Raw genomic sequence first — 25,494 nt, forward strand, 5'->3', positions numbered from 1 at the left:
AAGGCCGGCACGCAGGGCGCGCCGGCCTTTTTCTTTGAATGTTCTCTGCTGTCTTGAGCCGGGCTCTGGGCCATCGGCCCCGGCCTTTGACCGGCGCCGAATGGGTGCCCTCAAGCGCGGCCCGGTCTTGACTCATGGCCACTGAGCCTCTGGCCACTGAGCCTCTGGCCACTGAGCCTCTGGCCACTGAGCCTCTGGCCACTGAGTCTCTGGCCGGTGAGCCTCGCTCACCGGCTTCGGCCTCACGCCGCGGCGGCGCCCGTGGGGTGGCGGGCGACGATGTTGCAGAATTCCGTGGGCCGGGTGGACAGGGCGGTGAGAGAGCCGTCCCACTTCAGCCGGAAGAACTGGTAGCCAAGCCCGGCCAGGGTGTTCCAGGGCGCGGCCGGATCGCCGCCGCTGGACAGCAAAGCAGGGCAGTTCATCTCGAAGATGATGGTGGGCAGGCTGGCGGAGATGGTCTTCATGCCGCCGGCCAGCACCCGCTGCTCGGCGCCTTCCACGTCGATCTTGATGCAGTCCACCCGCGGCAGGCCGAGGTCGGCCACCAGGGCGTCGAGGGTGGTGATCTCCACCTCCTCCGCCTCGGTGGCGGCGCCGTCATTGACGAGCGAGAAGGCCTGGGGATCGTCGCCCACCGGATTGTGGAACAAGGTGGCCTTGCCGGCCGCGTCGGCGAGGCCCTTGCGCACCAGCGTCACGTTCTGGAACGCGTTGAGCGCGATATTTTCCGCCAGCAGGTCGCCGGCTTCCTTGCCGGGCTCCACCGCCACCACGCGCCCGGCGTGGGGGGCGACCTTCAGGCTGAACAGGCCGATATTGGCGCCCACATCCACGAAGATGTCGCCCTTGGCGACGAAATTGTTGATGTGCTTGAGCTCCGGCTCCACCTCATCGCGCAGGAGAAAGGCGGACACGGTGGTGTAGCGAAGGTCGGCCGGCACCTCCATGCGCGCGCCGCCGGGCACCAGATGGAATGCCGGCTTGCGGCCGAGCCCCACCAGGGCGGCCAGGCACGCGACCCGTCCGAGAACCGCGACAGGTGCTTCCTTGAACGCCTGTTCGTTCAGAAGCTTCTTGATCCGCTTTAGCATCATGGCCCCCGCCGTCGTGTCCGGCGCGAAAATCGCGTTGAGATGGGTCCTTGGACGAAAGTCGCCTGCGAAGGCCGATCCGCCATCCAGGAAAAAGAAGTGGCAAGCGCGGGGGCGACGCCGAATTCGCCCGGGCGGAAGACATGGGAAGAAACAAAGGATGTCAATGCAAGCAAAAGCATGGCTCCGCCTGCATGAACACATGGGGTTCAGCTGTCACGTTTGCGTGCCCCCCGTCAATGTGCCCGCGCCGGCACCCGCTACCATGGTGCAAAAGGCCGGATACGCGCGCAGGTGCTGGTGCGGGATGCAGCTGCTGCGGGCCGCGCCCGCCAGGCGCCAGGGTCTTGCATTCGCCCATAATTTTTTCCGCCCCCGGCAGCCGGGCCCGACACCTCAGGCGGCGGGCTTGGTGATCAGGTACGGGCCCACGGCGAGCCAGTTCAGGCCCGAGTTCAGCAGCACATGCACCGCATCGCGCGGGCGATGCACCAGCGGCAAACCGTGGAGGTTGAGGGAGGTGTTGAGAAGCCCGCCCACCCCTGATCGCGAAGCGAAGCGGTGGATGAGATCCCAGTATTCGGCGTTGCTCTCCTGCGTCACCACCTGGGGCCGGCAGGTGCGGTCATAGGGGTGGGTACCGGCCTTCAGCTGCTCGCCGCCCGCTTCGGTGGTGTCGAAGGAGAGGATCATGTAGGGCGCGGCAACATTCTTCGGGTTGCGCAGATAAAGGTCTGCATGCTCGGCCGCCACGGAGGCCGCGAACGGCATCCAGAAGTCGCGGCTCTTCACCATTTCGTTGATCTCGCGGATCACGTCGGGGTTGCGCGGATCAGCGATGATGGCCCGGTTGCCCAGGGACCGTGCGCCGAACTCCTCGCGCCCGGCGAAGCGGCCCACCACGTGGCCCTGCATCAGGAGCTCGACCACGGCATCGTTGATGGAGTCGGGCTGCGACAGGACGATGTCGCCGCGGTCGACCCATTCGGAGAGATCGTCGCGGATCTCGGTCGCCGACCATTCCGGCCCCAGATACATGGAGGACAAAGGTGGCACCGCCGCGCCGCCTTCATGCTCCGCGCGGGCGAGATAGGCCGCGCCAATGGCGTTGGTCTCGTCGCCGCAGGAGGGGAAGATGAACAGGCTGTCCACCTCCTCCATCTCCATGATCCGCTTGTTGGCCTTCACGTTCATGAAGACGCCGCCGGACAGGCACAGGCGCCGGATGCCCGTTTCCGCGATGGCGCGGCGCACGAACTCGCAGAGGATTTCCTCGGTGAAGAGCTGCACGCCGCCCATGATGTTGTCGAACCGCTGCTCGAAGAACAGCTTCTCCAGCACCGGCTGGATGTGCAGCGTGTGCGGCACGCCGGGCGCGCGCCGCCACACCGGCGTGCGCTCGTCCACCCAGCGGAACAGGGTGTGCAATCGGTCGGCGATGCGTCGGCTGCCGGACATGGCCGCATAGGGCGCCATGCCCATGATCTTGTATTCGTGCTCCAGCGGCACCATGCCGAGCATGTAGGTGACCACGGCATAGAGCGTGCCGAACGAGTCCGCATAGGGCACCTCGTGCAGCAGCTTCAGCTTGTTGTCCTGGCCGATGCTGACGCTGGCGCACAGGCCGTCGCCGCCGCCGTCCACGGTCAGCACCAGCACGGGCTCGGTCCGCTCGCTCTGGCCGTAATAGGCGGTGGCGGCGTGGCAGGCGTGGTGGCCATAGACCTTGATCGCCTCGGGGCGGAAGCCCAGGGCCACATAGGCATCAAGCCGCTCCTGCGCCCGCTTGCGCTCCACCGCTGCCCGCAGCGGGGTCTGGCCGATGGCCGTGCGCAGACGGCCCTGCCAGTGGGCGGAACGGCGGAAGACGTCGATCCAGCCGGCGCGATCCAGCGGCACCGTGGGCATTCCGGCCAGGGCGAGGACCGAGACGTCCTGCGGCGCCACGCCAGTATGGGTCACGAGCCATTCCAGCCCCATGGTGGGCACGTTGTGATAGTTCTTGACGCGCCGGAGCCGCTCCTCCTGCACCGCGGCAATCGTTCCATCCTGGCACAGGGCGGCAACCGCCGAATTGTGAGAATCGCTAACGCCGATGACGGTCACATTCAGGCTCCGAAAGACAATCCGCGCCAAGCCGAGGCGGTCTTGCCGATGACAGGGGTGTAAAGGCGATATCGCAGGGGCGGGACGATGCTTTGAACGCGGCTTTCCGGGGCAGCCTAGTTCCGCAAGAGTTAAAAAGCCATTCTTTTGTGGTCGCGACATTTCGCCTATCGCCAGCTTGTTTAAGCGGGCGGCGTGAATGCCATTAGTTCAAGTATAGTGGCTTTCGAGGTAAGAGTTTTTCCTTCAGTGCCCGTTCAGCCTAAGTGGATACCGTTTCTCTGGAAAGATGAGGCGGCAGGGCGGCTCCGATGTCAGGTGATCGGCTTCGTTCGCCGGACCCAGCTGCGCGTGCGCCGCATGGGGGTGAGGGTCGGGGGCGGATCGGGCAGCCGTGCCGCCGCCGACATATAGAAGGCCAGCGCCAGCGCGGCGCCCAGCTCACCCGGTTGCAGCACCAGGGAATACACCGCGGAGGTCAGGAGCAGGTAGAGCACATAGTCGGAAAGGGCCAGCACGAAGGGGTCGCGCAGGGCCATGCCGCGCCGTGCGATGGCGACATAGGCCCACACATGCACCACCAGCACCAGGATGGCGCCGACGAGCCCATACTCGAACACCACGCCCAGCCAGCCGAGATCGGACACGAAAAACTGGCTGTAGCCGAAAATGTCGGCCAGGGTGACCGAGCCGAAGCGCGTGGTCGCCCCCACGCCGAAGATCCAGCGCAAGGTGTGGTCGCCCAGGAAGCGCACCGCCAGGGCGCTGGAGTTCTGCCGCACTGAGAGCGAGCCGCCCAGGCTCTGCTCCACGCTGTCCCAGCCGGACCCGCCGAACAGGCCGAGCTTGGCCGCCACCAGAACCAGCATGGGCACCAGCATGGCGAGCCCCACGCCGATGGCGAGCCGGCGCATGCGGCCGGGCATGGACATGACGATGCCATAGGCCGAAACCAGCACCGCCACCGCGATGGCGGTGCGCTGCTTGTAGGTCAGCACCTGGATCAGCAGGCATATCGGAATGGCGAACAGGCGAAAGCGCTTGTGCTCGAGCACGAAGCTGCGGCCCAGGTAGAAGATGAAGATCATGCCGAAGAACATCGACATGTAGACGCGCCGGCCGCGGTCGGTGTCGTACTGCAGCAGCTTGCCGTTGATGGGGTCGGTCACATACCAGGAGCGCGGCGCCAGCCCATAGAGCAGCACCAGCAGCACGAAGGTGGCCACGCCATAGGCAAGGCACACCGCCCGCACCCGCTCCGGCGGCAGCCCCAGCAGCGACAGCACCGCCGCGAAGGCGAAATAATAGGTGAAGGGCCAGGCCTTCACCGTGGTCGCCATGGCGTCGAGCAGGCCGTTGCCGAGCTGGATGATGGAGATGAGCGGCGTGAAGCCGAGCAGGTAGGCCAACAGCAGCAGGAACATGTTCCGCCCCGGCAGCCGCAGGCGGATGGCGGCATAGAGGCTGAACGGAAACATGAGGAACGGCCACGCCTTGGAGAGGAAGTACGGCGGTGGCAGCTCGTTCAGATAGTGGAAGACCTGCGCGAAGAACGGCATCACGAAGATGAGCGCCAGGGTGCCCACCATCGAGATCTTGGTGCTCCGGGACGCGCGGGCGCGAGGTAGCTGCCGCAGCGGCATGACCACCTTTCGCCGGCGCGTCGGGGCGGCAAGGCTCATGGGGTCGGTCCCCGGCCATCCGTGCCGTCTGCGGCCATGCCATAGGCGGCCGGGTTCAGGCGCGCCTTCGCGGCGGTGAGGAAGATGGGCATGGAATCCACGAACACCCGCTTCACCTGGATCTTGGGATCCTGAATCAGCCGGTGCAGCCACTCCACCCCCAGGCGGCGATAGGCGTGGGGGGCGCGGGTGGAAAGGCCGGTGAGGAAGTTGAGCGAATTGCCCACGCACAGGCCGGTGCCAACGGCTGTGCCGCGCTGCCAGACAAGGCGCGTGACATATTCCGAGCGCGGCGAGCCGGTGACGAAGAACACGTAGCGCGCCGGATGGTTCAGCACGAAGGCGACGCAGCGCTCCACTTCCTCCGGCTTGTTGATGAAGCCCATGGGCGGCACGTGCATCGCCACGTTGGCGAGGTGGTAGCGCGCCTTCAGGCGCTCCAGCATCTCCTGCGATCCGCCGATGATGGTGATGGCGTCGTCGGGCTTGATGTGGTGCTCGAACAAAGCGGTGGTGATGTCCGAGCCGGGCGTGCGGGGAATGTCGAGGCCGAACAGCTGGCGCGCGAGGGCCCGGGGCACCGAGCCGTCCATGGTGTGCAGCCAGGCGTTCTTGTAGATCTCGATGAAGATCGGATCCTTCAGCTCATTGAGCCGGGTGAGGTTAGAGGCGTTGGGCGTCACCACATAGGCGAAGGGGGCGCCCGGCGGCCGCGAGGCGATCAGCGCGGCGGCGCCCTCCACATCGAGGTCCGCGAACGGCACGTTGAGGAAGGTCACGGTCTTCACGTCGGCCGGAAGGGACACCTGCGGCGGGGTGACTGGCTGCGGCATGACTTCGATCCGTCCTTCTGGCTCTGCCGGTGCGGCTGGGTCCTTCCGGCTCCGCCAGGCCGGTTGCAGGCGCCACCGGGGCGGCGCCTGCGCGCGTCAGGGCAGGACGGTGGTCGAGCCGCCACCGTATTGCGTGTAGCTGCCGAGGGTATAGCTGAACGTGCGCTGGAACGGCACCACGCGGTTGATGAACTGGTCGATCCACAGATCGATTTCGGCGATGGAGCTGCGCGGCACGAAGATGATGTCGCCGCTCATGAGCGGCACATCGTCCTCGGAGAAGCCGGTCTCGATGATCTGGCGCACGTCGATCAGCTTCAGCATGGGCAGGTTGTCCGGCCCGCGGCGGATGAGCGCCACCTGGCCGGTCCGGGCCTCGGAGTTGAGGCCGCCGGCCATCATGAGGGCCTGCAGCACGCTGGTGCCGGAGCTTTCCAGCTTGATCATGCCGGGCTGGGTGACCATGCCGCCGATATAGATGCGGGGGCCTGCTGCGGCTTCCAGGGACACCACCACCTTCTGGTCCACCAGCTCCTTGCGGGAGGCGCGGCGGATCTGCTCCTCGATGCCGCCCAGGGTGGCGCCCTCCACCCGCATCTGGCCGATGGCGCGCGGCGCGATGGTGCCGTCTGGGCTCACCGTGAGCTCTTCGTCCATGTCGCGGGTGATGAAATACTTGATCTTCAGACGATCACCGGGATTGACCCGATAGGCGGGCGCGGCGTCGCTCCAGGGGCGGAAGCGGTCGGCATTCACCTCGGTGAAGCGCACTTCCTGGCCGGTGGTGAGGGGCGGCGTGTTGGTGCTCGGCGCGTTGGAGAGCGTCACGCAGCCGGTGAGGGTGGCGCCGCCGAGCAGCAGCATCAATGCGGTAGGGGCCGCGGACAGGGGCGCGCCGGGCCGTCCCCGCACCATATGGCGAGCGGATGCAATCCAACCGCACCGGGGCAAGACCATCGACGACTCCCAAAGTGACACGTTCGCAACGCGCGCTCAGCCTCGCTCCGGAAGTCCGGCACAGTGAAGTATGCCGAAGGCGCGAGCTGAACCGCAATTCTTGGTTAACCGACGCTAAAGCCCCGTGGTTAAGAAAGTCCTTAACGGACGCGTGCGGCGCAAGATGTTCACGGGTCAAGTCATTGGTTTTGCGATGCTGAGGGCGTTGCACTGTGGCAGAGCAGCCACTTTTTATGGAGGTAGCGCGAGAGGTGCCCGATTTTCGCGGCCGAACCGCGCGGCGCGGGGGGGCATGGCGGGGCCGTTTGGCGACGAGAACGAATCAGAACGGGCGGGCGCGACCGCGGCCGAAGCCTGAGGTCGCGCCCGCCCGTCTGTTTTCTCGAGCGGAGAATCTTGCCGGGGTCCCGGAAGGCGGGGTGATTCGCCGCCCGTCAGGCGCGGCGATAGAGCCAGTTGGGCAGGTAGTAGCGGCGGCCGAAGAAGATCAGGCCCAGCAGGGTGCCGCCGGCCTCCGCCACCGTCTCGCTCAGGTGCATGGCGGCCGGCTTGCGGGTGATTTCCGCGTGCACGGCCAGGATGTTGCCGTCCACCAGCTGGGTCAGGCGCTGGGTCACCAGCGAGGAGCCCTGGAGGCTGGAGCAGATGACGATGCAGTCGAACGAGGACTTCAGCGCCTTCATCATCTCCTCGCCCTCCACCACCGGCAGGCGGACCGAGAGCAGGGGAGAGGTGTCGACATCCGCCGCCGCCCACAGGAGCGGCACCGGCGTGGTGGTGACCGCGAGGCCGCCGATGACCTCCGCATGGCCGGTGTGCAGCGGATAGGGCATGCGCGAGCTCAGATCCACCAGCAGGGTGCGCATGCGGCGCTGGGTGGCGAACTCCTCGGCCAGGCGCCGGCAGAACCAGGGCAGCGTTTCCTCGCGCTCGGCGGTGAGGAAGTGCATGGCCCGCAGCGGCTGGTCATCGATGCGTGTGTCGAGCAGCAGGGTGGCGCAGCTGCCGATGGCCTGATCGACGGCGGCGTTGGTGCGGTGCTCGGCGCCGTCGTCGAAGGTCGCGAGGTTGGGCAGGCCGAGCAGGCGCTCCGGCTCGCTGGGCATGATGAATGTGGTGCGCAGCACCGAGGCGATGGCGCCGGCCGCCGCGCCGAACAGGATGCCGCCCAGGAGGCCGCCCGCCAGCATGGGCAGAAGCAGCGAGCGCTTGGTGACGGCGGCCCCAGCCTCCTGCACCAGGCGCACATTGGACTGGCGCGTGCGGGCGGCGGTCTCTTCGATATTGGCAGCCACGGCGCGGCGCAGATATTCGCGATAGCCCTCGCTGAGGGTCTCGCGCTGGCGGGTCAGCTCGATGAGGCGGGTCTCGGCGCCGCGCAGGGTGTTGATGCGCTGCTGCGCGGCCACGCGCTGCTCTTCCAGCTCGGCCCGCTGGCGGCCCAGGGAATCCTTCTCCACCTTCAGGTTGAGGATGAGATTGTCCACATAGTTGATGGACGGGTTCCGCGAGGCGCGGTCCGTATAATAGGGGTTCTGGCCCCGATCGGCGACGCGCTTGCGCATCGTGTCGATCTTCTTCTGCACTTCCTTCAGCAGCGGGCTGCCGGGGGCGTATTGAGCGGCAAGGCGGTCGCGTTCCAGCAGCAGGCCGGTGAGAAGGTTGGTGCTGTCGTCGCCGGACAGGGCGTCGGTCTTCTCCGAGAAGTCGAACACCGAATCGGGCAGCGCCTTGCGCTGGGCTTCCGCTTCCTTGAGCTGGGCGCCCAGTGTGGCATCGCGCTCGTCCACCTGGCGGATGCGCTGCACCACGCTGTCCATCTGGTTGGAGGCGAGGATGGCGTCCTGATTGAAGTCGATGACGCCCACCTTGGCCTTCAGCGCCTCAATGTCGTTGTCGGCGGTGGTGAGATCACGCTTGAAGCGCTCCACCTCCAGCATCAGGATTTTCGCGGTGGGGTTCTCGAACACCTTGCGGCGGCTGGCCAGATAATTCTGCACCAGCGCATCGGTGGTCTTGATGGCGATCTCGCGGTCCGGGTTGGTGAACTGGACTTCCATGATGTTGGAGTCCGCGACCACGGTGGCCCTGAGATTCTTGCGGAAGCGCTCAATGGCCAGGTCCATTTCGTCCTGGTCGGAATTCAGCCAGCGCGTGACCGGGGTCAGCAGGCCCGGCGGGAACAGCCGGTCCATGCCGATCTGCTCGATGGTGGTGCGGATGACATCGGCGCTTTCGATGATCTGCACTTCCGATTCCACCTGCTTCAGGCCTTCCACCGTGAGCACGGCGGGGCCGCTGTCGGTGACGTTGCTGGACGTGGACACCTCGCGGTTCACGATCACCAGCAGCAGGCTGGATGCGGTGTATTCGGTTTTCGCCAAGGCGGCGGCGACGATGCCGATGACCAGCGGCACCAGGGCCGCCACCATGACCACGCGGATGTGGAAGAAGGTGGCGATAAGAAAATCGCGCAGCGTGAAGCTCGATCCTTCCGCGGCAGCCGGTGCGAGTGCGGTCTCGTCCGCGGTGCCGGCCTGTTGCGCCATCGACATGCTTCCCCCTGCAGCCTTCGCCTCTGCCCGTTCACGCCGCTGCGGCGTCATCCATCCGGCGTCGGCTTCCCATCGTCCGCGCCGGCGTGCTCGCTGCGCGAGCCGCGCCTGTCGGAACGCGCCGGCGAATCATGGCGGGAGCCGATTACTTTGCCGTTAAGTCGCCTCTCGCGCGCCGGGGCAGATCAATAGGCGCGGGGCATCAGCTTCACCACGGCGAGCGTGGTGCCGATGCCGCCCTGGGCGATGAAGAGCGAGGTGGCGATGGCCGCCCCCACCATCCCGTAGGGTGGGATGAGCGTGAAGCACAGCACGATGCAGCTGGCGAGCTGGGCGCCATTCAGCCAGCGCAGCACCCGGCCATGGCCCGTCATGGCCAGCATCACGTCCTGCGTGGGCAGCAGGCAGTTGATGAGCTGGCCGATGGCCATGATCATGAGCGCCGGCGCCGCCATCTCGAAGCCGGGGCCGATGAGATGCAGCAGCCAGGTGGGGGCCAGCAGCATGATCGCGATGGCCGGCACGCCACAGGCCGCGATGGCAAGGCGCGCGCGCCGATTGAGCGCCCGCAGCTGGTCCCAGTCACCCACACGGTGGGCCGCGGCGAAGGAGGGCGCGGCGATGGTGGAGATGGCGATGATCACCACCCAGATCAGCACGGTGATTCGGCTGGCCACGCTGAACGCGCCCACGGCGGCAGCGGAGGCGTAGGCCGCCAGCACCATGGTGGGGATGGAGTTCAGTGCCGCCTGCACATTCTCGACGATGGCCAGTGGCCAGGCGGTGCGCCAAAGGGCGGGCATGCCCTCCACGGCGCGCGAGGGCGCTGCGGGCGGTATCGTGTTGCGCGCCTCGCGCGAGCGCAGCTTCGCCCGCTCGCCCACCAGCAGGCCGAAGCCCAGGGCGGCACTGGCGATGTTGGCGAACGCGAAGGCATAGAGGATGCCGTGCAGGGTATGGATGCCGATGGCCAGCGCGCCGAAGGTGAGCACGGGCCAAAGGCCGTTCTGCACGAACTGGCCCGCCACCCCGCGCTGAAACCCCGTGAGCGCGTGGGCCGAGAAGATGCACAGGGTCTGCGGCAGAATGGATGCGGCCGAGATCATCAGCGGCACCGTCAGCTCATGTTCCTTGAAGACGTAGGTGGCGAGCGGCTCGGCCGCCAGAACGGTGGCGATGCTGACGGCGAGGCCCCCCGCCGTCACCCACAAGGTGCCCTGCAGCAGCGCCTTGCGGGCCTCCACCGTGCGCCCCACGGCAAGCTCGGCGGCGATATGGCGCATCACCGCCTTCTCGAAGCCGCCCCGGGCGACGGTTGCCGCCGCGCTGACCCAGGTATTGCACAGAAAGAACAGGCCCGCTTCGAACACGCCCAGAATGCGGGCGGTGAGCATATAAAGGCCGAGCTTGCCCACTAGCTCCAGCCCGCGCACCACGAGCGCGGCACCGAAGGCCCATTGGGACACGATCAGGCGGAGGATGGGCTGGAGCTGGAGCTTCATGCGGCTCTTGGAAGGCGCGATGCGCTGAAATAGGGTTTGCGCGCGTCGGCATCGGATGACGCCGCGCGCGGGCGGAATTCACGCAAGGCGGGCCGGCGATGACGGTTGCGCGGCAGGCCGGTGGAATGCTGGCGGACGAGCCGGCCCGTTCCCCCCTCGGGGCATGGGCATGGCGAATGAGGCAGAGAGGTTTCGAGAAATGACGCGCACGCGGAAAGACCTCCGGGCCGTGGGCGAGCCTTTGTCCATGAAGCACGGGCGTGGCCGTTTCGCAAGGGTGTGCGGTGGTTTGGCTGCGTTGGCCATGGTGGCGGGAGCCTCGCCCGCCGCTGCGCAGCTGCAGATCCTCGACCTCAATGACCTGCCGATGCAGCGGAACCTGACCCCGATGAACCGGCTGTTGCCGACCGACCCGCACGTGGTGATCCGCGCCTATCTGGCGAAGGCGCTGCCCAGCCTATGGTGGGGCAAGGAGAGCGAATACAGTACCGGGCGCATCGCGGTGGAGATCCACATTCCCGATGGCTGGCAGGGCAATCCGACCACGGCCATGATGCGGCTGTGCCCGCAGCCCAACGACAATCTGTGGCGCATCTACCGGGAAATCGAAATGCGCCCGTTCTACCAGAAGAAATTCTGGTCGAGCTGGACATGCCGCCTCTGAGGGCGCCCGGCAATTGCGCCACGTGTGGGGCTGTCGGAGCTGCAAGAGCGGGAGTGCGGGGGGAGAGTGCCTCGTGTAGTCGCGAGGCCCCTTGGGGCCGGAATGCGCCCGATCGCGCGGAATTGGCGTGCGGCCCTGACGCGAAAGGCTATCCCCCGAGCTCACAGAGGCGTCGCTGTCCCTAGTACGTCTGCTGAAGCCGTCTTCGCTCTGCGCGCCGCTCGGCCTGGCGCGTGCGTGTGAGATGGGCGAGTTCTTCGATGAGCTACACGCGCGAGAGGAGGGGCCACGGGGCACAAAGCGGCATGGGGAAGACCCTCACAACGTGCCCGGATACACAGGCTTCTTCAGTCGCGCGCCGGCTCCCTCAGCTGCAGGTCACACCCGCGCCTCTCGTCATAGTCGCCGAGCGGAACGAAGTCGAATTCATTGACGATCTTCGTCACGTCGACGTTCACGCGCCGTCGAAGCCGGCCTGCAGAATGAAGGGCCTTTGATTGCGCTGCACTACGTCCCGGCGCTGCGCACGCGCAACGGGACACTCGCTGATCACCAGGGGGCGGCGGGAAAACGCGATCAGGAAACGAACTGATCGCCGAGGCCATCCTCAGCCGGCTGAGCCTGAACCACGCGTCCCTGATAGGCGCGATCAAACCCGAACACCAAAGCGGTGACGGCAAAGGCAAAGAAGATCAGCGTGCTGGTGGTGCTGAAGGTGATGAGAAGGCCCGCAAACAGCTCGAAGCTGCGCTCCGGATGGGTCGCGATGAAGGGCACGACAAGCGCCAGCAGAGCGATGATGATGGACATACGGCGCAACATGGCACTTCTCCAATACGGGCGGCCAGTTCCCCCGGTTGCCACCTCCTCGCTTTTACCATGCGGGAGCCGCCATTGAAAGCGCGATCGCAACCTTTAAGCGGTCTTGCCAGATCGCTCACGGCGCTCGTGGCAGAGCGCGTCCGCCGAGTGGCCATTGGGCTCAGCCGGGTGGCACGGGACGCGGCTTAGGGCGCGGGCATTCGCTGCCGGGGGGAGTTATGGTCTGTGGGGAGCGATGCTGGCCGCCACATGCGGCGACGCGTGGTCGGCGTCTGCGCCCTGAAGCGCGTCCGACGGGTGTCCAGCAGGCTGCGGCACGGTATCCGCTTGGCTGAGCCTACACGTGGACCGCGGCGAGGGCGCATCGCGCTCCGCGTCGACATCCGTGCGCGTTCCGGGGAGAGGGAGGTGGCGTTTCGCTACGAGCGGGCACGCAGAAACAAGAACGGCACGAACGAGGTTCGTGCCGTTCTGATTTTTCAGATGTGGCGCTCGACCATCATCTTCTTCACTTCAGCGATGGCCTTGGCCGGGTTGAGGCTCTTCGGACACGCCTGAGCGCAGTTCATGATGGTATGGCAGCGATACAACCGGAAGGGATCTTCCAGGTTGTCGAGGCGGGCGCCGGTGCGCTCGTCGCGGCTGTCCTTCAGCCAGCGGGTGGCCTGGAGCAGGGCCGCCGGGCCGAGATAGCGGTCACCGTTCCACCAATAGCTGGGGCAGGAGGTGGAGCAGCAGGCGCACAGAATGCACTCATAAAGGCCGTCGAGCTGCTCGCGGTCTTCCTTGGACTGGCGCCATTCCTTTTCAGGAGCAGCGGTGTCCGTCTGCAGCCAGGGCTCGATGGAGGCGTGCTGCGCATAGAAACGGGTGAGGTCGGGAACGAGATCCTTCACCACCGGCATATGCGGCAGCGGATAGACGTTCACGACGCCCTTCACCAAGACCTCGTCCATGCCCTTCGTGCAGGCGAGGGTGTTGGTGCCACCGATGTTCATGGCGCACGAGCCGCACACACCTTCGCGGCAGGAGCGGCGGAAGGTCAGGGTCGGGTCGATCTTGTTCTTGATGTAGATCAGGCCATCAAGAACCATCGGGCCGCAGTCTTCGCGGTCGACATAATAGGTGTCGATGCGCGGGTTGCGACCGTCATCCGGGTTCCAGCGATAGATGCGGAACTCGGTCAGTTTCTTGGCGCCGGCCGGCTTCGGCCACACCTTGCCCGTCGTGATCTGGGAGTTTTTCGGGAGAGTGAACTCAGCCATGGGACGTCCTGGATCGCTGGAGCGGTGGTCGTTTGAAGCCGGACCGCCCGCAGGAATTCTGGCCATGGCCGCGCGCGTCGCTCACGCCGCGCGCGGTCGAGGAAGTGGCGTCAGTACACGCGCTTGCGCGGCTCAATGTACTGGATGTCGTTGGTCAGCGTGTAGGTGTGCACCGGACGATCGTCCAGTCGCACCGCGCCCGTCTTCGAGTCGAAGTAAGCGAGGGTGTGCTTCATCCAGTTCGCGTCGTCGCGGTCGGGATAATCCTCGCGGGCATGGGCGCCACGGCTTTCCTTGCGGTTGGCCGCGCTTTCCATGGTCACCACCGCCTGGCCGATCAGGTTCTCGAACTCCAGGGTCTCCATGAGATCCGAGTTCCAGATCAGGCCGCGATCGGACACGCCGATGTCGCTCGCGTGATCGAACACTTCATGGATGAGGGTCTTGCCCTCTTCCAGAACCTCGCCGGTGCGGAACACCGCGCAGTTGTTCTGCATCACCTTCTGCATCTTGAGGCGCAGCTCGGCGGTGGGGGTGGACCCCTTCGCGTAGCGGGCGGCGTCAAGGCGCGAGAGCGCGAGCTCGGCGCTGTTTTCCGGCAGGGGGTTATGCTTCTCACCGGGCTTCACCAACTCGGCGGCCCGCAGACCGGCCGCGCGGCCGAACACCACAAGGTCGATGAGCGAGTTGGAGCCGAGGCGGTTGGCGCCGTGCACGGACACGCAGGCCGCTTCGCCGATGGCCATCAGGCCCGGCACCACGGTGTCGGGGTCACCCTTGCGCTTGTCCAGCACCTCGCCGAAGTAGTTCGTCGGGATGCCGCCCATGTTGTAATGCACGGTGGGCAGGATCGGGATCGGCTCGCGGGTCACGTCCACGCCGGCGAAGATCCGGGCGCTCTCCGAGATGCCGGGCAGGCGCTCGTGGAGAATGGCCGGGTCGAGGTGGTCGAGGTGCAGGAAGGCGTGGTCCTTGTTCTTGCCGACGCCACGGCCTTCGCGGATCTCCATGGTGATGGAGCGCGAAACCACGTCGCGGGACGCAAGGTCCTTCGCCGAGGGGGCATAGCGCTCCATGAAGCGCTCGCCTTCGGAATTGGTGAGGTAGCCACCCTCGCCGCGGGCACCCTCGGTGATGAGGCAGCCCGAGCCATAGATGCCGGTCGGGTGGAACTGCACGAATTCCATGTCCTGCAGGGGCAGGCCGGCGCGCAGCACCATGCCGCCGCCGTCGCCGGTGCAGGTATGGGCCGAGGTGGCGGAGAAGTAGGCGCGGCCATAGCCACCCGTGGCGAGCACGGTGAGGTGCGCGCGGAAGCGGTGAATGGTGCCGTCATCGAGCTTCAGGGCCACCACGCCGCGGCACTTGCCTTCCTCATCCATGATGAGGTCGATGGCGAAGTATTCGACGAAGAACTCGGCCTTGTGCTTCAGCGCTGCGCCGTAAAGCGTGTGCAGCATGGCGTGGCCGGTGCGGTCGGCGGCGGCGCAGGTGCGCTGGGCGGTGCCCTTGCCGAAGTGCGTGGTCATGCCGCCGAACGGGCGCTGGTAGATCTTGCCATCCTCAGTGCGGGAGAAGGGCACGCCCCAATGCTCCAGCTCGTAGACGGCGGCCGGCGCGTTACGCACCAGGTATTCGATGGCGTCCTGGTCACCCAGCCAGTCCGACCCCTTGACGGTGTCGTACATGTGCCATTCCCACCGGTCGTCTCCCATGTTGCCGAGGGAGGCGGCGACGCCACCCTGGGCGGCGACGGTGTGAGAACGGGTGGGGAAGACCTTGGTGATGCAGGCGGTGCGCAGGCCGGCTTCAGAGCAGCCCACCACGGCGCGCAGGCCCGCGCCACCGGCACCCACGACCAGCACGTCATAGGTGTGGTCTTCGATGGGATAGGCAGCGCCGAGCTTCGAAGGCGCGGCTGCCTCGTTGGTTGCTGTATCGGCCATGTGTCAGCCTCCCAGGCTGATCTTGAGCACGGCGAAGGCGCCGGCGAGAGCGATCGCGATGGTGAAGAAGGTGTTGGCGATGATGAGCGCCACCTTCAAGCCTTCGGTGTGCACGTAGTCCTCGATCACCACCTGCATGCCAAGGCGCATGTGGACGGTCACCGAGAGGAGGGTGAGCAGAATGATCACCGCCACCAAAGGCTGACCGAGCACCGCGCGGGTTTCCGCGTAGCTTGCGCCGGCAAGCCGGATGACGATGACGATGAAGGCGATCATCAGCAGCAGGTTGGCAAGGCCAGTGACCCGCTGCAGGAAGAAATGCTCGGTGCCGGTGTGGGAGGCGCCGAGGCCGCGCACGCGACCGAGGGGGGTGCGCATGGGGGTATGGGTGGGGTTGCTCATGTGCGCTGTCCTCAGCCCTTGACCGCGAGACCGATGATCCACAGCACGATGGTGAGGGTCACCGAGCCAGCCAGCGTCGCCTTGGCGAGCAGCATGCGCTCCTGCGGCCCGAAGGCGTGGATGAAGTCCCAGATGAAGTGGCGCACGCCACCGAGGGCGTGGTGCAGCATCGCCCAGGTGAAGCCGAACAGCACCAGAAGGCCGATGAAGGAACCCGCCAGCCAGCTGTAGGCGGCGAAGGCGGATGGGGTCGACGCCGCAGCGAGCAGCCACCACACGAACAGCACCATGCCGAAATAGAGGCCGATGCCCGTGATGCGGTGCACGATGGACATCACCATCGTGAACAGCGGGCGGTAGATTTGCAGGTGAGGCGAAAGCGGGCGCTCGACGCGCGAAGGACTATCGGCCATGGGCCTCCTCCAAAAATTGACCGATCAGGTATCTCAATCGTGACCAGTTCGCAACGATTCCAAAGCGGAAAGGTTGCGGTTTAATGCTCGGATGGTGGCGGCGGCGCAATTGGCCCTAGGTTGGATCGGGCCTTGGCCGTCGCCATTTTCGGTGTCGCGGTGGGACATGGCCGCCGGGCGGCGATGGGGCGACAGCTTGTCCTTACACCCATATGCGCACCCTTGTATCCCGAAAACGCTTCACTTTTTGTCTCGCATCGCAGCATGCGGACCGGCTCCGCGAGGGGGAGGGGCGGGACGGCCGGCGCGGGTGCGCCGGAGGGCCTCGCTCGCGCCCCTGCTACGCTTCGACGCACCCTGAGCTAGCGCCCGTGAGAGCCCGGTGGGGAAACAAAAACGGCGCCGGAGAGGCTCCGGCGCCGTTTCGTATTCAGCAGATCCGTCTGGGATCAGAAGCGATAGGTCACACCACCGCCGATCAGCCAGGGGTTCAGGTCGGCGCGGCCGGTGACCGTGGCGCCCGAGCCGGCGACCTGGAGAACGAAGTCGGGTTCCATGAAGATCTTCTTCACGTCGACGTTCACGCCCCAATGCTTGTCGAACATCCAGTCGAAGCCGGCCTGCAGAGCGAAGCCCCAGGCGTCGTTGACGTCGATGGAGGAGAAGGCGGAGTTCTTCACGTCCTGGTTATAGAAGAACGTGTAGTTCACGCCGGCGCCGATATAGGGCTTGAACGGGCCGAAATCGGTGAAGTGATACTGCAGGGTCAGGGTGGGGGGAAGGATCCACACCTTGGCGATGTCATTGAGGCTCGACAGGGAGCCCTGGCCGGTGATCGTGGAGCGGGTGGTGCCCAGGATCAATTCGGCGGCGATGTTCTTCGTGAAGAAGTAGGTGATGTCGAGCTCGGGGATGACCGAGTCGGAGTAGCTGAGGTCGGCGAAGGGGTCGCCGGTGACCACGCCGCCGTTCTCCGGCTTCACCCACAGGGCGCGGATGCGGATCATCCAGGGGCTCAGGGCCTCTTCAACAGCCGGCGCCTTGTAGACGGGCGTCGAGAGATCCGCGGCCACGGCCTTGCCGGCCACCAGTGCGCCGAACGCCGCCGCGAGCGCAACCCCCAAACCGAACTTGTTCATCCCCCAACTCCCGCAGATGTGAATTTTTCGTGAGATAGACATCACGCCGTGGCCACAGAATAGGATTGATTCAGATCAAGTCCATCGTGCTTGTCGGAAGACCTGTGATAATCAGGCCACAGTGCGGCCCCGCGCGCGCCCCATTTCTGGCTGAATGGAGGCGCCTGGACGATTCGGGGGCGCCGTCCCGTTTCCCTTTGGTTTCAAGGATTTTACCTGGCATGGTATCGGTGGTGGTGGGCTTGTTTCGGGCGCTCTGTGGGAGCTGTGGCGGTGGTGTGCGTCGCGCAATTTCACTCGCGGGGTGGTGCGCGAAAGCCACAGTCGTTATAGGCGCCACAATGCTCGCATTGGTATCCCTTGCCGGAGCGGCGCCGAATCGTCAGCAGATTGAGGTGGGCCAGGAGACGCGCACCTATCTCGTATCCAATCCCGCGGGGGTGGCTGGACCGGCGCCCGTGGTGATCGCGCTGCATGGCGCGATGCAGACGCCGCAGAGCTTTCGCGCCTATTTCGGGCTGGATGCGGCGGCGGCCGCGAACGGCTTCGTGGCCGTGTATCCGCAGGGCGAGGGGAAGGTGTGGAATGACAGCCGCCCGGCTGCCATGCGGCTGAAGGCGGTGCTGCGGCCGGGTGATGACGCCGCGTTCCTGGTGGCCCTGGTAGCGAAGCTGGTGGCGGATGGGGTGGCGGATCCGGCCCGCATTTACCTGACGGGCATCTCCAATGGCGGCTTCATGGTGGAGCGCATGGCCTGCGAGCATGCGGACCTGTTCGCGGCCTATTCGGTGATCATGGCCACAACCCCGGCCAATGCGCGGGAGGAGTGCCGGCCGGCGCGACCGGTGCCGATGCTTTTCATCCACGGTACGGCCGACACGGTCATCACCTATAACGGGTTCTGGACGCCCATGGGCGCGACCCTTTCCGCGCCCGACAGCGCGGCCTTCTTCGCGCGGCTCAATGGCTGCGGGGATCCGGTCAAGCGCGCATTGCCGGATGTCGATCCGCTCGACGGCACGACGGTGACGGAGCGCACCTGGCAGGGCTGCCGCGATGGCGCCACCGTGACACTGCTGAGCGTGGAAGGGGGCGGCCACCAGTCGCCGGCTCGGGTGGAGACGCGGCCGGATCTGGCCACGCCGTTCCTGGGCCTGCGCAACCACGACATCGACGCGGGCGAGGAGGTGTGGCGCTTCATGTCGGCTTACACCCTCGCCCCGGCGCTGCCGGAACAGGGCATGGGGGCGGCCCCGCCCGCCGCCGCGCCGCGCAAGCCCAAGCGGGCCGCGGCTTCGCCGGAGAGCGGGGCGGAGCGTCAGCGCGGGATCAGCACCCAGTAGTCGAGATCGAGGATCACGCTCGGGTCGTACTCGTCGCCGGTCTTGTACGGGAAGTCGGCGGTGGGGCGATCCTTGGTGGCCACGGTGCGCACGCGCAGGGCGCCCACATCCTCGCGCCCCGGCAAGGGTTGGGCGTCGAGGATTTCGCTCCAGGCGTGCACGGTGAGGCCGGCGAACAGCGGCGCCACGTGGCGTCCGCCATTGATGGCGGCCACATGGAAGGCATTGGCCAGGCCGTTGAACGACAGGGACCGCGCCAGCGAGATGACGTGACCGCCATAGATGAGGCGGCGGCCGAAGCGGCCCTGGCCCTCGGTGAACTGGTTGAAATGCACCTTTGCCGTGTTCTGGTAGAGGCGGGTGGCCAGCATGTGCTCGGCCTCTTCCACCGTCATGCCGTCCACATGATCGATGCGCTCGCCCACCTCATAGTCGCCGAAGCGGGCCTTGCTGCCGGAAAGGTCGTCATTCCAGCCTTCGAGATCCAGCACCGGCACCGCGCTGCCGAGGGCGTCGGGCGCCAGGGCGGAGGGCAGCTTGGGCACCACGGGCTCGGGCGCGGGGGAGGCGGGATCGGCCTTGCGCACCATCACCCAGCGCACATAGTCGAGCACTTCCACACCGTCCTGGTTGAAGCCGGTGGAGCGCACATAGACCACGCCGCTCTGCTTGTTGGAGTTTTCCTTGAGGCCGATGACCTCGGAGACGGCGGTCAGGGTGTCGCCCGGATACACCGGAGCGAGGAAGCGCCCGCCCGCATAGCCCAGATTGGCCACGGCATTGAGCGAGATGTCGGGCACGGTCTTGCCGAACACCACATGGAAGGTGAGCAGATCGTCCACCGGCGCGCGGGCATAGCCGATATCCTGGGCGAAGCTGTCGGCCGACTGCACCGCGAAGCGCGTCCCGTAAAGGGCGCTGTAGAGGCTCACATCGCCCACGGTCACTGTGCGCGGCGTGGCGTGGCGGATCACCTGGCCGACTTTGAAATCCTCGAAGTAATTGCCCTTGTTGGTCTTGCTCATCATGCTCCCCCAGGGGTGGTGGCGCATGTTGGCAGACGGGGCGGGAGGCTGGCAACCGCGCCGAGCGCCGCCACGGCTGATCCGCGCGCTCGTCCTCAGCATTCGCCCTGGGCATACGGCCGGTGGTGTCTCAGCGCGCTCTGGGTGCTTGACGAACGGCCCCGCGACGGTCCTGATGCCGGCCACCAACGGAGGACATGCGGTGTCGGGATCGGCGAGCCAGAAACTGTCGTTCCAGGCCATGATTTTCACGGCCTGCCTGTTTCCCTTCTACATCCTGGCGGCGACGCTCACCAATTCCTCGGCCATCCTGTCGGATCTTTTGGCCACGTCCTTCGATCTTACGGCGCTCACGGCCTGCTGGCTGGTGCTGCGCATCGCCCACAAGGCCAATACGGGCAAATACGCCTATGGCCTGGGCAAGCTCGAAAACCTCGCCGAGCTCATGATCGCTCTGCTGCAGAGCGCGCTCGTCGTCATCGCCGGCACGCAGGCCGTGTCTCGCATCATCCATCCCGAGGGGGTGAGCGGGGCGGAATTCGGCCTCTTCGTCACGGCGGCGGCGGTCGCGGGCAATGTGGTGCTGAACCGAAAGGCGCTGCGGCTGGCGCAGGAAACCAAGTCGCCGGTGCTCGCGGCCCAGGCGCGGGTGCACCTGGTTTCGGCCATTTCCTCGGGCGCGGTGTTCATCGTCACCGTCATCACCTCGCTCTTCAACGATATCTACTGGATCTACTATCTCGATCCCATGGCATCGTTCGTGGTGATCGGCTTCATGGTCTACAACATCTTGGCCATGCTCACCAATTCGGTGGGCTCCCTGCTCGATCAGGCGATCGGCGAGGCGGGCCAGCTGCGCATCCTGAAGGTGCTCACCTCCCATTTCGACGATTTCTCGGAGCTGGGGGACATCCGCACCCGGCAGTTCGGCGGCAAGATGTTCGTCGAGCTGCATCTGGGCTTCGACGATGCCTGGACCGTGGGCGAGACGCGCGCCGTGGTGGCCCGCCTGATGGCGGCGGTGAAGGCCTCCTTCCTGGAGGCGGGCGACGAGGTGGAAGTGGCCGTGGTGCTGATGCCGGGGCCGGCTACGGCCTAAGAACAGCTGAGGGCGGGCCAGGGTGCGGGCCATTTGGCGTGCCCCCCTTGGCGAGGCAGGCAAGCGCCCTTTTGAGGGCGCCCCCAGGCAGGCAAGCGCCCTTTGGGGGCGCCGCCGAGACCGGTGTCAGTAGTCGGAGAGCTTCACGTCCTCGCTCCACTCGCCGGGAACTTCCTTCACGATCGCCTGGCCGCAGATCACGCGGCCTTTCTGCTGATCGAAGGTGAGGGTGGGCGCGCCATGGAGCTGCCAGCCCTTGTTGAGGGCCGCCGTGACGCGATTGCAGAAGGACGTGTCGTCGGGTCCGGTGAGGTAGCGATAGAGCTTCATGGGCACTGCCGGGGTTGGCGTGGAGGGGATGCCGGGTCAGGCCGGCGGGATGAGGCCGAGCCGCGCGCCCACCTCGCGGGCCACCGCCTCGCGGCGGGCCTGGAAGGCGGCCGTGCGTGCGCGCACCTCGTCCACGAGGCGGGGCTCGGTGCCCGCCGGTGGAAAGGGCGGCGCGGGGTCGTATTCCATGGCGAGGGCGATGCGCCGCGCCTCGTCTTCCCCCGCGATCTGCCCGGCGAGCGTCAGCGCGAAATCGATGCCGGAGGTGACCCCGGCGCCGGTGATGCGGTTGCGGTCGACAACCACCCGCTCGGCCACCGGCTCTGCGCCCAGCAGCGCAAGCTGGGGCAGGGAGAGCCAGTGGCAGGTGGCGCGGTAGCCCTTCAGCAGTCCCGCCGCGCCCAGCAGCAGCGAGCCGGTGCACACGGAGGTGATGAAACGCGCGCTCTGCGCCATGCGGCGTAGGAAATCGAGCGTTTCGACATCCTCCATCAGATCGAGTTGGCCGGGGCCGCCGGGTACGAACAGCAGGTCGCACTCCGACAGCCCGCCGAACGCCACGGTGGGCATGATCCTGAGGCCGGAGGCATCCTCCACCGGCTTGCGCCATTTCTTCCACGCCAGCTCGATCTTCACCCCTTCGAGGCGGCTCAGCACCTCGAACGGGCCGGTGAGATCGAGCTGCGTCATGCGCGGATAGACGACCATGACCACACGCAGCGTCATGGCGCTCAACCCCGCGCGGCGATGGCGTCGGCCACGGCAACGGTGCGCTTGGCCATCTCTGCGTGCAGCAGCTCCACCATGCGGCCGTCCAGGGTGATGACGCCCTTGCCCGCGTTCTCCGGTAGCGCGAACGCGGCGATGATGGCGCGGGCGCGGGCCACCTCCGCCTCTGGCGGTGAGAAGGCGCGGTTGCACGGCTCGATCTGGCTCGGGTGAATGAGCGTCTTGCCGTCCATGCCGAACGACACGCCCTGGGCGCATTCGGCATCAAAGCCTTCGGTGTCCTGGTAGGCGTTCCACACGCCGTCGAGCACTTCCACGCCATAAGCCCGGGCGGCGGCCACCACCAGCGTCAGCCACGCCACCATGGGCGCGCGGCCGGGCACCAAGGCGGCACGGGTTTCCTTGGCAAGGTCGTTGGTGCCGAGCACGAACACCGCGAGGCGGGTTACGGGATCCTTGGCGCAGGCGGCGATGGCCTTGATGTCCAGGATGGCGAGGGGGGTCTCGATCATGGCCCAGACCCGCGTGGTCTGCGGCACGCCGAGCGCCTCCAGCCGCCGGCCGACGGTCATGAGCTGCTCGACGCTCTGCACCTTGGGCACCAGGATGGCATCGGGCGTGGCGCTGGCGGCGGCATCGAGATCGTCCGAGCCCCATGGGGTGTCGAGGCCGTTGATGCGGATCACCACCTCGCGGGGCCCGAATCCGCCTGCCTTAACGGTTTCGACGATTCGGCCGCGAGCCTCCACCTTGGCGTCGGGGGCCACCGCGTCCTCGAGATCGAGAATCACGGCGTCGGCCGGCAGGGTGCGCGCCTTCTCCAGGGCGCGGGCATTGGAGCCCGGCATATAGAGAACGCTGCGGCGCGGGCGAATGGTCATGGATGAGCTCCCAGTTGAACGCAGTGCGAACTTAAGGCGTCGCGCCCGCGGCGGGAAGCGTCCTGCGGGGCGCAGCTCCGGGTCTCGAAGCGCACGCCCAAAGCGGGCGCGCACAGCGCGCAGTCCATCGTGGCACGGGGCGCCCGAGGGCCGCCGGCCGGGGAGGTCGCGCCATCGGGCCGCGGGTAGGTGATCTGGCAATGCGCGATTTCCCGCGCTGCGGCATCACGGCGTCAGGCTGCATCCCCGGGGCAGGGACGTGTTCGCCCACGCGGACTGCCCCGGCGCGCAAGGTCGCCTGCCGCGTCCGTTGCGTCGGCCGCTCGTGGCCCATCGCTTCGCCCCTGGGTCCGAACACGACATGGTTGCCGGCAGTGAGGCGCGCGACGTGGCCCGAGGAAAGGTGGCTGCGTCGGGCCACAGGGGCACTCAGCGGGGAAGATGGAACCTGCCGCGAGCGCTGCCCGAGCTGACGAAATGCCGCCCTTACCCTCCTGCCGCGACGCGGAAAAATCCAGAGCACGGAGATCGCGCTCCTGCGCGATGAGCGCCGGAAAGGGCGTGCGGTGCGCGGCAAGATATGGGCGGGATCTCGTCCGGCCAGCAGCGAGAAAACGCCGCTGCTGATACCGGCGGCTGGCAGGCGCCACGCCCGGAGGGAAGTGGCGCGGATTCCCGTTCGGCGGGAGACCGCAGGTGCCGCACGCGCCAAACGCACGCCGGAAGGGGGCCTTCGTTGGTGGGGCTACTTCTGCACTGGTGCCGGCAGCTCGGCTGAAGGGGGCGGCCAGGAGAAGTCGTCAGCGCGCCCACGGACGGCGGGCGGGGAGATGCCGTCCTTCAGCGCGCGGGGCCCGCCTGGAACAGAGGCGCTGGGCTGGGCCACCACAGGCAACGGCTTTGCGTCCGCCCTGGCCGGAGCACCGGCGAGGCTCAGCGCCGGCTGCGCATTGTCGGGCGAGGCACTGGGCTTGGCGGGATCCTCCAGAAGGCGATTGAGATCCTTCTGAACGAAGAATGCCAACTTGCGCCCGCCTGCCCGCGTGAAGCGCACCCCATCATTGAGGCGCAGGCGCCGCCGCTGGCCGTCCACCGCGGGGCCGGTGACCAGATACTTGCCATCTTCTTCCACGAACCCGTCCCAGACGCTGACGAAGGGCAGGCCCGCACGGGCGGCGCGCGCGCGCAGGATTTCATTCAGCCGCTCGTAATCGGCGGAAACGCTGGAATTGGCCACGGGGGCGATGCCGACGACGATCACGCGGCCGGCCTTATCGCGCAGGAACGCAAGAACCTCATCCACGCGGCGGCTATAGAGTTCGATCCAGCGGTCGGTCAGAGGCTCCAGCAGGAGCTCACCGTCCTTGATGGGCTTCAGGTCCTCCGCCCCCAGAGCGAGGACGGTGACATTGGGGCGTCCGTTGGCGATGGCGGGGGGAGACTTGGCGATCCAATCCACGGGGGTGGACAGGAAGCCACTGTCGTCCACCGTGTATTCAACGATGGCGAGCCGGCCGCGATCGGGCACATAGGCATCGGCGAGGCCCTGCGCGAGCTGACCGCCCATGCGGTCGCCGAGCACGAGGGCGAATTGGCTGGGCGGCTGCCGCTTGTTCTGGGTTGCGGCGTCCGCGCTCGCATAGACGGTGCCTTCAGGCTCCGGTGGCGGCTCGCGCTTTTTCGGAGCAGCGGGGGCCTGCGGAACCGGCTCAACCTGCCGCTGCTGCGGCCCAAAGCCGGGCCACCACCCATTATTGCGGTTGTTCCGCGGGGCCTGGGGCACGGGCGCCGGCGGGCGCAGGAAGAAGAAAAGGTCGGGCTGAGCCCGAGCCGGCGCCGGCACAATGACCAGGCCAAGGGCGACGGCAAAAAGGGCAAGCAGGTGCGGCAGCAGGCCTCGGGCAGACATGCGGCGAGCCAACCTAGACCCGCTTTCAAACAGGGCTGGGAACAGGGCAAAGGAAAGGGCAGCAACCATCCGCATGTATCAGGTGTCGCTCAGGCTGGCGGCGATTTCAAGGAGTCCCGCGCGTGCGGATGCGCCCTTGAAACGAACAAAGCCGCCCGGGATGCGGGCGGCTTTGAGATGCGTGACTGAAACAGGTGACGGCTGCGCTGCCATCAGTTGAGCTTGGACTTGACCTCTGACAGCGCATTGGTCACCAGCCGCTCGGCGGCGGCGCCCTTGGCTGCAGCGCTCAGCAAGCCTTCGGCTGCGCGGCTGGCGGTGTCTGCGGCGATGGCCCGAACATCGGCAATGGCCTGCTTCTCGGCCTGGGCGATCTTTTCTTCCGCCATCTTGGTGCGGCGGGAAACGAAGTCCTCAAGCTTGGTCTTGGCCTCTGCGGCGAGACGCTCGGCTTCCGCCTTGGCGGCGGTGACGATCGATTCGGCCTCGGCCTCGGCCTCGCGCTGCTTGCGCTTGAACTCGGCCACGAGTTTCTGCGCCTCTTCCTTCAGCCGGCGGGCTTCCTCGAGCTCGGCTGCGATGCGGGCACCGCGCTTGTCGAGAGCCGCGGTAAGCGAACGATGCGCGCCCGCATAGATCAGGATGCCCACGAACACCAGGAAGGCGATGGCGACCCAGAGTTCCGCCAGTTCCATCTCGTGCATGTCACGGTCCTCAAATTGGTCGGAACCTGGCTGTCGCGCCCTTCGGCGGCGGTCCCCCGATTCTCACACCTGGGTTCTTTAGTGTCTCACCTTC

General features: G+C 66.6%; 23 protein-coding genes. 3 read left to right on the forward strand and 20 right to left on the reverse strand.

What is annotated here, in order from left to right; genetic code table 11:
• Positions 1 to 242: 242 nt before the first annotated feature.
• The 7 genes from V5F26_RS07160 to V5F26_RS07190 all read right to left on the reverse strand — a co-directional run bounded on the left by V5F26_RS07160 (position 243) and on the right by V5F26_RS07190 (position 10,729).
• Positions 243 to 1,097, reverse strand: a complete 855-nt coding sequence (locus V5F26_RS07160) for an FkbM family methyltransferase (protein ID WP_234051626.1) — start codon at positions 1,095 to 1,097, stop codon at positions 243 to 245.
• Positions 1,098 to 1,490: 393 nt separating this feature from the next.
• The gene (locus V5F26_RS07165; RefSeq protein WP_234051625.1) at positions 1,491 to 3,200 is read right to left on the reverse strand and encodes a carbamoyltransferase C-terminal domain-containing protein; all 1,710 of its coding nucleotides are present in this window, start codon (positions 3,198 to 3,200) and stop codon (positions 1,491 to 1,493) included.
• A gap of 314 nt (positions 3,201 to 3,514) precedes the next feature.
• The gene (locus V5F26_RS07170) at positions 3,515 to 4,882 is read right to left on the reverse strand and encodes a hypothetical protein (RefSeq protein ID WP_394947025.1); all 1,368 of its coding nucleotides are present in this window, start codon (positions 4,880 to 4,882) and stop codon (positions 3,515 to 3,517) included.
• Positions 4,879 to 5,715, reverse strand: coding sequence for a WecB/TagA/CpsF family glycosyltransferase (locus tag V5F26_RS07175; protein ID WP_394947026.1), 837 nt, complete (start codon positions 5,713 to 5,715; stop codon positions 4,879 to 4,881). Before V5F26_RS07175 ends, V5F26_RS07170 begins: the two co-directional genes overlap by 4 nt.
• A 96-nt stretch (positions 5,716 to 5,811) precedes the next feature.
• Positions 5,812 to 6,630 (reverse strand): polysaccharide biosynthesis/export family protein, encoded by an 819-nt coding sequence (locus tag V5F26_RS07180; protein ID WP_394055135.1) that lies wholly within the window; start codon positions 6,628 to 6,630, stop codon positions 5,812 to 5,814.
• Positions 6,631 to 7,106: 476 nt separating this feature from the next.
• Positions 7,107 to 9,227 (reverse strand): exopolysaccharide transport family protein, encoded by a 2,121-nt coding sequence (locus V5F26_RS07185; protein WP_394947027.1) that lies wholly within the window; start codon positions 9,225 to 9,227, stop codon positions 7,107 to 7,109.
• 185 nt (positions 9,228 to 9,412) lie between these two features.
• Positions 9,413 to 10,729, reverse strand: coding sequence for an oligosaccharide flippase family protein (locus V5F26_RS07190; protein WP_234051620.1), 1,317 nt, complete (start codon positions 10,727 to 10,729; stop codon positions 9,413 to 9,415).
• 289 nt (positions 10,730 to 11,018) lie between these two features.
• On the opposite strand from V5F26_RS07190, the gene V5F26_RS07195 reads away from it, so the two are divergent.
• Positions 11,019 to 11,393 carry a hypothetical protein gene (locus tag V5F26_RS07195; protein ID WP_394055129.1) on the forward strand — a complete coding sequence of 125 codons (375 nt, stop codon included), beginning with the start codon at positions 11,019 to 11,021 and terminating at the stop codon, positions 11,391 to 11,393.
• A gap of 576 nt (positions 11,394 to 11,969) precedes the next feature.
• On the opposite strand, the gene V5F26_RS07200 is transcribed toward V5F26_RS07195, so the two are convergent.
• From V5F26_RS07200 to V5F26_RS07225, 6 genes are all read right to left on the reverse strand, one after another.
• Positions 11,970 to 12,215: a hypothetical protein gene (locus V5F26_RS07200; RefSeq protein ID WP_234051618.1), complete on the reverse strand. Its 246-nt coding sequence runs from the start codon at positions 12,213 to 12,215 to the stop codon at positions 11,970 to 11,972.
• A 479-nt stretch (positions 12,216 to 12,694) separates the two neighbouring features.
• Positions 12,695 to 13,480 (reverse strand): succinate dehydrogenase iron-sulfur subunit, encoded by a 786-nt coding sequence (locus V5F26_RS07205; RefSeq protein ID WP_234051617.1) that lies wholly within the window; start codon positions 13,478 to 13,480, stop codon positions 12,695 to 12,697.
• A gap of 110 nt (positions 13,481 to 13,590) precedes the next feature.
• Positions 13,591 to 15,426, reverse strand: a complete 1,836-nt coding sequence (gene sdhA, locus V5F26_RS07210) for a succinate dehydrogenase flavoprotein subunit (RefSeq protein WP_394055125.1) — start codon at positions 15,424 to 15,426, stop codon at positions 13,591 to 13,593.
• A 3-nt stretch (positions 15,427 to 15,429) separates the two neighbouring features.
• On the reverse strand, positions 15,430 to 15,828 hold the full coding sequence (gene sdhD / locus V5F26_RS07215) for a succinate dehydrogenase, hydrophobic membrane anchor protein (protein ID WP_234051615.1): 399 nt from the start codon (positions 15,826 to 15,828) through the stop codon (positions 15,430 to 15,432).
• Positions 15,829 to 15,839: 11 nt separating this feature from the next.
• On the reverse strand, positions 15,840 to 16,241 hold the full coding sequence (gene sdhC, locus V5F26_RS07220) for a succinate dehydrogenase, cytochrome b556 subunit (protein ID WP_394947028.1): 402 nt from the start codon (positions 16,239 to 16,241) through the stop codon (positions 15,840 to 15,842).
• Positions 16,242 to 16,690: 449 nt separating this feature from the next.
• On the reverse strand, positions 16,691 to 17,380 hold the full coding sequence (locus V5F26_RS07225) for an OmpW/AlkL family protein (protein ID WP_234051613.1): 690 nt from the start codon (positions 17,378 to 17,380) through the stop codon (positions 16,691 to 16,693).
• Positions 17,381 to 17,721: 341 nt separating this feature from the next.
• Here V5F26_RS07225 and V5F26_RS07230 point away from each other — a divergent pair, with 341 nt between their 5' ends.
• Positions 17,722 to 18,723: an extracellular catalytic domain type 1 short-chain-length polyhydroxyalkanoate depolymerase gene (locus V5F26_RS07230; RefSeq protein ID WP_394947029.1), complete on the forward strand. Its 1,002-nt coding sequence runs from the start codon at positions 17,722 to 17,724 to the stop codon at positions 18,721 to 18,723.
• Here the strand turns inward: V5F26_RS07230 and V5F26_RS07235 are convergent.
• Positions 18,699 to 19,748, reverse strand: a complete 1,050-nt coding sequence (locus tag V5F26_RS07235; protein WP_234051611.1) for a MaoC family dehydratase — start codon at positions 19,746 to 19,748, stop codon at positions 18,699 to 18,701. The genes V5F26_RS07230 and V5F26_RS07235 overlap by 25 nt on opposite strands.
• 202 nt (positions 19,749 to 19,950) lie before the next feature.
• Between V5F26_RS07235 and V5F26_RS07240 the strand changes: the two genes are divergently transcribed.
• Positions 19,951 to 20,847 (forward strand): cation diffusion facilitator family transporter, encoded by an 897-nt coding sequence (locus V5F26_RS07240; RefSeq protein WP_394947030.1) that lies wholly within the window; start codon positions 19,951 to 19,953, stop codon positions 20,845 to 20,847.
• A 126-nt stretch (positions 20,848 to 20,973) separates the two neighbouring features.
• Here V5F26_RS07240 and V5F26_RS07245 read toward each other — a convergent pair whose 3' ends face one another.
• From V5F26_RS07245 to V5F26_RS07270, 6 genes are all read right to left on the reverse strand, one after another.
• Positions 20,974 to 21,177: a DUF1737 domain-containing protein gene (locus V5F26_RS07245; protein ID WP_234051609.1), complete on the reverse strand. Its 204-nt coding sequence runs from the start codon at positions 21,175 to 21,177 to the stop codon at positions 20,974 to 20,976.
• 36 nt (positions 21,178 to 21,213) lie between these two features.
• The gene (locus V5F26_RS07250; RefSeq protein WP_394947031.1) at positions 21,214 to 21,903 is read right to left on the reverse strand and encodes a DJ-1/PfpI family protein; all 690 of its coding nucleotides are present in this window, start codon (positions 21,901 to 21,903) and stop codon (positions 21,214 to 21,216) included.
• A gap of 5 nt (positions 21,904 to 21,908) precedes the next feature.
• Positions 21,909 to 22,787, reverse strand: a complete 879-nt coding sequence (locus tag V5F26_RS07255) for an HpcH/HpaI aldolase/citrate lyase family protein (protein ID WP_394947032.1) — start codon at positions 22,785 to 22,787, stop codon at positions 21,909 to 21,911.
• Between the two features lie 745 nt (positions 22,788 to 23,532).
• A complete protein-coding gene (locus V5F26_RS07260; RefSeq protein WP_394947033.1) occupies positions 23,533 to 24,696 on the reverse strand; it encodes an SGNH/GDSL hydrolase family protein in 1,164 nt (387 codons plus the stop codon).
• 78 nt (positions 24,697 to 24,774) lie between these two features.
• Positions 24,775 to 24,909, reverse strand: a complete 135-nt coding sequence (locus V5F26_RS07265; RefSeq protein WP_394055115.1) for a hypothetical protein — start codon at positions 24,907 to 24,909, stop codon at positions 24,775 to 24,777.
• On the reverse strand, positions 24,909 to 25,400 hold the full coding sequence (locus V5F26_RS07270) for a F0F1 ATP synthase subunit B family protein (RefSeq protein WP_234051605.1): 492 nt from the start codon (positions 25,398 to 25,400) through the stop codon (positions 24,909 to 24,911). Before V5F26_RS07270 ends, V5F26_RS07265 begins: the two co-directional genes overlap by 1 nt.
• Between the last annotated feature and the right edge of the window lie 94 nt (positions 25,401 to 25,494).

This window comes from Xanthobacter variabilis, assembly GCF_043831965.2.
Lineage (GTDB): Bacteria > Pseudomonadota > Alphaproteobacteria > Rhizobiales > Xanthobacteraceae > Xanthobacter.